At 44.8% G+C, this 6292-nt stretch carries 2 protein-coding genes; one reads left to right on the top strand and one right to left on the bottom strand.

Going from position 1 to position 6292, the window contains the following annotated elements; translation table 11 throughout:
- Nucleotides 1–686: 686 nt before the first annotated feature.
- Complete coding sequence (locus F6K20_RS20275) at nt 687–3596, top strand: glycerol-3-phosphate acyltransferase (protein WP_287295809.1); 2910 nt, start codon at nt 687–689, stop codon at nt 3594–3596.
- A gap of 104 nt (nt 3597–3700) precedes the next feature.
- Here F6K20_RS20275 and recG read toward each other — a convergent pair whose 3' ends face one another.
- Nucleotides 3701–6187 carry an ATP-dependent DNA helicase RecG gene (gene recG / locus F6K20_RS20270; protein WP_008185561.1) on the bottom strand — a complete coding sequence of 829 codons (2487 nt, stop codon included), beginning with the start codon at nt 6185–6187 and terminating at the stop codon, nt 3701–3703.
- Nucleotides 6188–6292: the final 105 nt, after the last annotated feature.

Raw genomic sequence — 6292 nt, 5'->3', positions numbered from 1 at the left:
TTTGTAAGCGATGCAGAGGTGCGACCCGTGGCGAATTTAATTCGCCAACGGAAAGCGCACCTAAGCGGTCTTGGGGGTTTCCCCCACTCGCTATTGCATCAAGAAGCGCAAGAGTTTGACTTCTGACTTCTGACTTCTGACTTCTGACTTCTGACTTCTGACTTCTGCTATACATGATCAATCGTTAAATAAAAAAAAAGAAAAGACTTTTACCATACCAAATATCGTACACTAATCCAAAAGTGCAACTACTGGGGGCAGGATAGGGTTTGACTGGCTGCTGGCATAGGAATCCAATTCACTATGGAAAATGCAGTTGATAATCCCTGTTTAAAAGCTGCGGTAATCAAAACAACTTAGGGACTAAATCAGGTTAAAATCTGGAATATAAACTATAATTATTACCTGTTATAATTATCTACCAGATGATATAAATACTTTACTCATAGTTTAGTTAAACCAAGCCATTTTATTAGACAGTTTGGCTTGATTTTGGTTTAGATAATTTTACAAACTAAACTTGTGATTACTAGTTGTGATTACTAGTTGTGATTACTAGACATTTTTCGATACCAGTAAGTTCAAGTAGTTCTTATATCCTTCTTATATACTGCTTATATACTTCTGATCAAGTAGTAGTTATTATAAAGTCCTCTCTATCTCACTAAGTGATTTCCATTAGTCCCATGACACTAAACCAGGTTTTAGGGTTTTTGCTCATTGTTACCGTCTGTCCTATCTTAGGCGGACTACCTCTGATTGCCTGGATTACCTATGTACTGACAAGGCGTAACCTAGCCCAGGTCGGTACTGGTAATATATCAGTTTCAGCCGCCTTTTACCACGGAGGAAATCTGGTTGGTGTCTTGGCAGTGCTCTCAGAGGCAGGAAAAGGAATTGCAGCAGTCTTACTAGCTCGCCACTTCTTTCCCAGTGAATCAGCCTGGGAATTGATCGCTCTAATCATGCTGGTCTTAGGTCGTTACTGGATAGGCAAAGGTGCAGGGACGACCAATGTAACTTGGGGAGTATTATGCCATGACCCCATTCTCGCATTGCTGGTATTTTTGATTGGAGGGATTAGCTTTACCATTTTCCGCAATCCCAAACATGGCAAACGGGTGATTTTAGTCTTGTTCCCAGTGATTCTGGCTTTATTGCATCCCCAGGATGTCTCCAGAATTGTAATTGCCACCAGCTTGAGTCTATTATTAGCTTGGATTTATCCAAAAATTCCCGATGACTTAGACCTTCCGAGTGGAGAAACTCAAGCAGAATCTAAGAAAGTGTTTCATTTTTTCCAAGGCGATAGTGCCGTAATTTCTCTGGACACCAAACTAGACCCTAAAAAAGTTGGGCAAAAAGCTGCCACCCTATCCCAGCTGAAGCGTTCTGGTTACTCCGTACCTGTGGGCTGGGTACTCCCTCCAGGGGATGATCCAGAACCTTTGCTCAAATACCTACCCGTTTCTGAATCTGAACCCCTGGTAGTGCGTTCTTCCGCAGTGGGAGAAGATTCAGCCCAGGCTTCAGCCGCAGGGCAGTATCAAAGCATCTTGCAGGTGACCAGCTCAGCGGCACTACTGGATGCCATTAATCGAGTCTTAGAGTCTTATCGTAATCCAGTAGCTGCACAATACCGTCGGGATCAGCAACTGCCAGATACAGCGATGGCTGTGCTAATTCAAAAACAAGTCAAAGGAGTTTTTTCTGGGGTTGCTTTCAGTCGTGACCCTATTTCCCAACAGGGAGAAGCTGTTGTGGTCGAAGCCCTACCTGGATATGCTACACAAGTTGTATCGGGTAAAGTAACACCAGAGCAGTACCAAGTTTATTTCCAGAAGTCAGGGCAGCAAGAGGATTCAGCAGAAGGTTTGGCCTCCTCACGGATTGAGGGGAGTGGTGATGTCCCCCCAGCCTTAATCAAACAAGTGGCGCTCTTGGCACGTCGGTTAGAAGACTATTACCAGGGTCTTCCCCAAGATCTTGAGTGGAGTTATGACGGTCAAACCCTTTGGTTACTGCAAGCACGACCTATCACTACTCTACAACCAACCTGGACTCGTAAAATTGCTGCCGAAGTAATTCCAGGAGTAATCCGACCCCTAACTTGGTCGATTAATCGTCCCCTAACCTGCGGTGTTTGGGGAGATATTTTTACCATAGTGCTAGGGAAACGAGCTAAAGGAATGGATTTCACCGAAACCGCCACCCTGCACTATTCCCATGCTTACTTCAATGTTACTCTGTTGGGGGAAATTTTTAGGCGTATGGGTCTACCTCCAGAAAGTCTGGAATTTCTGACTAGGGGAGCTAAGTTTTCCAAACCACCGATGAAGACTACCCTAAAAAACCTACCTGGTTTACTACGATTGCTCGGTCGGGAATGGCGTTTAGACCAAGATTTTGAAGCGGATTACCAAACCCACTTTCTGCCCCTATTGAATCAGCTTTCAGCAAGAACCCAGTCGGAATTATCTCCAGTGCAACTCCTAGAACGCATCGACAGTATTCTGAAGGTGTTGAAACGAGCCACCTACTATAGTATTCTTGCTCCCCTTAGTATGTCCTTGCGGCAGGCACTACTCAAGATTGATGACAAAGAACTAGATAACAGCAAAACTCCAGAGGTCGATAGTATGCGAGCCTTAGCTAAGATAGCAGCAGATGCTCGCCATTTATTAAGCCACGAACAAATTATCTATGACAGTGGAGCCTCTCTGTTTGCCACCCTAGCAGAAATCCCAGATGGTTCCAGTATTTTAGAGCAGTTTGACCGCTTTCTTGAGGGCTATGGTTACCTTAGCGAAGTGGCAACCGATGTAGCAATTCCCCGCTGGCAAGAAGACCCCCGAGCTGTTAGAAAGTTGTTCGCTCAGTTTCTAGCTCATCCACTGCCCCAATCTCCAAAACCTATAGGGCAACACTGGAAAGCTGAAGTGGTACAAGCACGGCTGGATCTCAAAGGTCGAGTGACCCAAGTCTACTCTAAGCTGATGGCTCACCTACGTTGGAGCTTCTTGGCTTTAGAGGCACGCTGGCTGCTGTCAGGTTTACTATTGGAACCAGGGGACATTTTTTTCTTGGAGTTAGCCGAAATTCGCTCTCTAGTAGGTAGTGATAACCAGGAACTCAGACAACAGCTTCCACAAATTGTGCAACAACGACGGACTAAATTTGAACAGGATGCTCAGCTGACTACGGTACCTTTCCTGGTTTATGGCAATAATCCTCCCTTACCCGCTGAACCCAAATCTTTAGCTGGGTCTGAGCAACGACTGCTACAAGGCATTGGTGCCAGTTCGGGACAAGTACAGGGTTTGGTAAAAATAGTCAAAACCTTGCAAAGTGATATCACTATTGACCAGCAAACCATTGTGGTTGTACCCTACACCGATTCTGGTTGGGCACCATTACTCGCTCGTGCTGGTGGCGTAATTTCTGAAGTAGGGGGACGTTTATCCCACGGTGCCATTGTAGCCCGAGAGTATGGTATCCCAGCCGTAATGGATATTAATCATGCCACTGATATATTACGAGATGGTCAGCGGGTCAGGATTGATGGTCAGTTGGGCACAGTTGATGTATTGGACTAGTATAGCGGGAGTAGGGAGTAGGGAGTAGGGAGTAGGGAGTAGGGAGCGGTGCGACCTACTCCCAGATCCGCTGTTCCCTACTTCTGAAACAAGTCTATGTTAAATTAAGTCATAATTGTTCCATCCATCAACTTCTGATACCGATACTCTAACTCGACTTTCATTAAAGGGTAATTATCCAATATTTCATCCTGAAGAATAATCTTTTCTGCTGCATCCCGCGCCAAATTTAATACCTCTTGGTCTTCTACCAAACTAGCTAGAGCAAAATCTGCTAACCCGGATTGGCGCTTACCTAAAACTTCCCCAGGACCACGAAAACGCATATCCATTTCTGAGATAAAAAAGCCATCCTGGGATTGTTCTAATACCCCCAAACGTTGTCTGGCTGTTTCAGTATTAGAACCACTGACTAAAAGACAATAAGATTTGTCAGAACCTCGACCCACACGACCCCGTAATTGGTGTAACTGAGATAACCCAAACCGTTCTGCATTTTCAATCATCATTACGGTCGCATTGGGTACATCTACACCCACTTCAATCACGGTAGTTGAAACAATAATTTGGCTCTTGTTATCCCGAAAAGCACTCAGTGCTTTATCTTTATCGGCTGAATTCATCCGACCATGAAGTAACCCAACCTTAAATTCTGGAAATATACTCTCAGACAGTCGTTTATGCTCCTCAATTACCGAGCGTAAATCTAATTTGTTCGATTCCTCAATCAAGGGCAATACCATATAGGCTTGCCGTCCTTGAGCCACTTCTCGACGAATCAAGTCATAGGCATGTTTTCTCTCTTTACCCCGTAGCACAGTTGTCTGAATCTTCTGACGACCAGGGGGCAATTCATCAATCTGACTCACATCCAAATCTCCGTGGAGGGTTAGCGCTAGGGTTCTGGGAATTGGTGTGGCGGTCAGAGTCAGCACATGGGGAGATTGACCTTTTTGCTGTAAACGAGCCCGTTGCTTTACCCCAAACCGATGCTGTTCATCAATCACCACTAAACCCAAATTGTTGAAGTTCACTGGGTCTTGAATCAAAGCATGGGTTCCTACCAACAAGGGAAGTTCTCCTGTTTCTAGCTGGGAATGAATTTTTCTACGCTTAGAAACTTTAGTGGAACCTGTTAGTAATTCAACGGGAAGGTGTAGTAAATTAAACCAATTTACTAACTTACGATAGTGCTGTTCAGCTAATACTTCAGTGGGAGCCATCAAAGCGGCTTGATAGCCCGATTGAATTGCGGCTATAATAGCATAAACTGCTACAATAGTTTTGCCGGAACCGACATCTCCCTGAACCAATCGATTCATGGGTGTCTCTGATTCCATATCCTTGAGAATCTCATTGATAACTCTTGTCTGAGCCCCGGTTAATTCAAAAGGAAGCAGTTGATTAAATTGGTCAAAGAGTTTACCAATCGGAGCCATGACCGCACTGCTTTGGGTTTTACGCTGAGCTTGGCGGCGCTGGAGAAATCCGAGCTGTAAGTATAAAAATTCATCAAAGACTAAGCGCCTTCTGGCATCAGCAAGGGTGTCTGCATTTTGGGGAAAATGAATGTTTGCGATCGCATCACAGACCCCCATCAACCCATATTCTTTACGAAAGGTTACTGGCAAGGGTTCCTTAATCAAAGAAGTGTAGGGAAGTGCAGCAATTATTGCCCGCCTGACCATGTCGGCTGGTACCCCTTCTGTTAGGGAATAAACGGGTACAACTCGACCTATTTTCATCGAGTCAATGGTACCCCCTGGATGCTCTAATACTTCCAGTTCCGGGTCTTCTAGGGTAATCCCATATTTATTTTTCTTTACCAAACCCGAAGCAGCTACCACTGCTCCCACTGGATACCGTCGCTTTTGTTGATACTGCCAGCTACGATTACTGTAACGAAAGCCAGCAAAAAAACGACTGAGCTTAATTTGACCAGTAGAGTCTTTTAAGACTATATCTAAAATAGTTAATTTTTTATTACGGGGGCTACTGAAGCAGTTACAGCGCTTCACCGTACCCATGATAGTGACTGTTTCACCAGGTACTAAGTCAGCCATATTGACCTGACGGGCATAGTTAATATGATCACGGGGATAGTAATAGAGCAAGTCACGCACTTTGTGCAGACCCAGACGTGCTAAATACTCACTGTTTTTACTACCCACTGCTGCCAACTTAGCCAGTGGTAGGTCAAGGTTTTTTTTACTACCAAGCTCTGAGGATGCCTGTTGTTTCTCCACCAAGGGCTTGGTTTTAGGCACTCTGACCATAGGATGTTCTGTTTGATATTTATCTTCAACTAAACGGCGTTGAGTGTTCTGCTTCAGGTCGTTGAGAAAGCGGCGAGTATCAGCTACCAGATGTTGCCTTTGCTGTAGCGTCATCTGAGAATAACGGGCAAACTGATTGCCGATGTCCTGCCAACGCCGTTTCTCAGTTGATGTTAGGACATTAGGAGTCTTACCAAAACTGAGGCAGAGGAATTCACTAAAGCGGTATTGATTCCCTTCCAAATCAGTAAAGCCAACTCTTGCTTCTACCGACAGGGCTTTTTGCAATCGCACCCAATCTGGTAATTCGGTCATTGGTCTTTGGTCATTGGTCTTTAGTCTTTGGTCTTTGGTTTTTAGTCATTGATCATTACCTCAGTTTAATCGTCAAACCAGCTGGCACGCCATGCTGCTTCGGCA

The organism is Moorena sp. SIO2C4, assembly GCF_010672485.1.
Taxonomy (GTDB): domain Bacteria; phylum Cyanobacteriota; class Cyanobacteriia; order Cyanobacteriales; family Coleofasciculaceae; genus Moorena; species Moorena producens.
This window is presented reverse-complemented; position numbering and strand designations above follow the sequence as displayed.

Coding starts and splice junctions, on each gene's coding strand:
- recG (WP_008185561.1), bottom strand. CDS start 6,187: ATGACCGAATTACCAGATTGGGTGCGATTGCAAAAAGCCCTGTCGGTA.
- F6K20_RS20275 (WP_287295809.1), top strand. CDS start 687: ATGACACTAAACCAGGTTTTAGGGTTTTTGCTCATTGTTACCGTCTGT.